The organism is Rickettsia endosymbiont of Ixodes scapularis (assembly GCF_000160735.1).
GTDB classification, from domain to species: domain Bacteria; phylum Pseudomonadota; class Alphaproteobacteria; order Rickettsiales; family Rickettsiaceae; genus Rickettsia; species Rickettsia tamurae.
This window is the reverse complement of record NZ_GG688312.1, coordinates 1-2,883: the sequence shown is the minus strand read 5'-3', so window position 1 is coordinate 2,883 and position 2,883 is coordinate 1.

The following is a 2,883-nucleotide window of genomic DNA, read 5'->3' as shown; positions in this document are numbered from 1 at the left end:
TTATTTTCATTCCCCAAGTGTGATGCGGGAGCCGCGCCACGGAGCCCCGGTCGTTTCCGCTCTTTGTTATCGCTAGGATTTGACAGTGCTCAATCACAATGCAAGACACGCACAGACCCACGCTCACTTTTGCAATGCGCCGCCTAATAATGATATCTCTTGTGGAAACGTGCGTACATCCGTCTTGCGCAGTGTTAGCTCAATGGCAGCACTTTCTGTAAAGGCGGATTCACACCGGGGATGTAAGCAGTCGCGCGATCCAACTAAATCGCATCGCAAAAAAAAAATAAAATAAATAAAAGCAATTAGTTGTTCAATTTGGCGTGCGCGATGAGCGAGTCCAACGCCTTCGTTGGCGAGTCGCTTCTCAAAAACTCTCGCTCCGAACGCCGTTGGTTGGCTCGGCCTCTCCGCGACTAGAGTGCATCGTAAAAAGTCGGGTCAGCAAGCGACTGCTCAAAACCCGGCACTTTTTGCCCGCGATGGTCGCTTTTGCGATGAAAGTTATGGCGCAACTAGATCGCATCGCCGGTGTGAACGCGCCATAATGTCTAACCAGTCTCACGGCGCGCCCCGATATTGGCTTGTGTACCTACGCGCGAGTGCAACCTCTGGCACAATTTAATTGCGTTTGCAAAGCCTGCTCCAGCCGCGTCAAAACATTCAGCCAACCTTTGGACTGCAGAAATCAAGAGACACCCAAAATAAGATAAAGTTGCCAGCCGAAYAAAACTTGATTTCTGTTTAATTAAGATGAAGACCACCCGCGTACATCAAATATTTCATCAGCCGAACTCCAAGGCAGTAAGCCCAGTTCTGGCACTTGTTTGGCATCTTTGGCCCGTAGCTGCCAGATCACAGCCAAACTATCGGGAAGCGAAGTCTAACTTGGCGCTCGTTTGGCGACCTGGGCCCAAAGATGCCAGATCTGAACCGAACTACAAGGTAGTAAGCCTAACTCTGGCACATTTGTGGCGATTTTGGCCCGAATGTGCCAGGTGACAGCCGAACTGTGAAAAAGTGAAGCCTAACTTTGGCATAAGTTTGGCGATTTCGGCCCGAAAATGCCGAAGCTCTGCCGAACTACAAGGCAGTAAGCCTAACTCTGGCACATCTGTGGCGATTTTGGCCCGAATGTGCCAGGTGATAGCCGAACTATCAAAAAGGGAAGCCTAACTTTGGCATTAGTTTGGCGATTTTGGCCCAAAAATGCCAAAGATCTGCCGAACTACCGGGCAGTAAGCCTAAATCTGGCATTTTTTAGGCGATTTAGGCCCGAAGATGCCAGACGACAGCCGAACTATCCGGCAGCGAAGCCTAAGTTTGGCACTTGTTTGGCGAATTAGGGCCAATATACCCAGACTGTTGCCTAGGGAGGTCAGTTTGCCCTACTTTGGCTTCTTCGGGCTTTTAATGCCCTAAACTGCCAGACGAAAGCCAAGTTTGGCCCAGAACTCGGTGCTGCCTGGGTAGGTATGAGGGCACTGCACTCTAAGAAAAAATGGAGGAAAAAAGTAGCAACGGCGCGCCTTCCTCCCTTCTACCGACGCGCCCCCCAAGCGGACACGAGAAAAGGGGAGGAACGAAATGTTTTTCTCCTTCTCCAGGCAGACGGGAGAAAGCTTTCGCCCTCCCGACTCATCGTCTTTCGGTTTCGTTTTTCGAGCAGGTCGCGCGCGTTCTTTAATAAATAGCTGTTGAGTTGATTGAGCTCCAGCAGCAGCGAAGGCCGCCTGTAATTCCATCTTCTAGTTTAAACGTCCAGAACTTTTCGGTTGCATTGACGTTTGTATCACTAATTTTATCAAACGAGCAAACGAAGCCGCTAGAAACAGCGAAGTTCGGAGCAGTGCCAGCAGCGCCACGTACACTGGGGGGTGGCCGTCTCCGGATTGCGTGACTCGCGCGGCACGGAACGACGGAACTACAGCCTGCAGGCACTGCAGGCTGCAGCACTGCAGCCTGCAGCACTGCACTGCAGGCTGCAGCACTGCACTGCAGGCTGCAGCACTACAGACTACAGTAGCGAAAGCACGCGGAACTGTGTCGACGTTTTCGACGTTATGGAAACTGCAGGAACTGCGTCCAAGACAGGCAGGCTTTGCTGCCGGCTGCCTGGGTGCCTTCCCCCCTGAGTTCGGTTCTGTTTTCCGATGCCGAGTGCAACCGGCGTTCAACGTGGTTTTGTGTTTGTGCGTGTCAGCAACATAGCTGCAACATCGTGATGACAGTGTTGGGTTGTGAACAGAAGACTGGAATTATCGCCGATGTGACCATGTGTTCGCGTATCAGTGGTGTAACAAGAAGATGAGATCGTAAACTGTTGGGCATTGATGCCGCTGGTCGGGTTGTGATCGGAGGGGGCGGGGTATCGCAGGTTGACATTCCGCTTTACATTAAAAAGTTTAATACCACTTGAGGGATTACGTGCAATCGATCAACGTGCGGATAGTCATGTTGGAACGCTGGTCTGAACAGTAGAAGCTCCTACCGTACAGCGGCCAATGTGACTGTCGGAATTGTCTCGTCCCCGACAGCGATTGCGCTCAGGGGCAAGGACTGAACAGTACGAAAGCGTGACGTAAAGTGCGTATATTTACAGTATGGAATTTCGGGATTAAAAACAATAGTAGGTAAAATCGAAAAAAAAGCTACCTTTTATTTTGCTCTTTAATTATACTACGGTTGCTGGAGAAACTGCCCTCCGTGGCGCGCTGGGATGAGCGCTAGAAGTTTTCGGGCTCGCCACGGCGTAGTTCCGTACACTTAACACCTGCCGCAAGTCGCGGCTTTGACTGCATTCAAGTTGATCGAAAAGCAATTTCTCAGTCCGTGAAGCATCACTTCCAGCTGACTGAATATCCACTCTACAGAGATTAATTC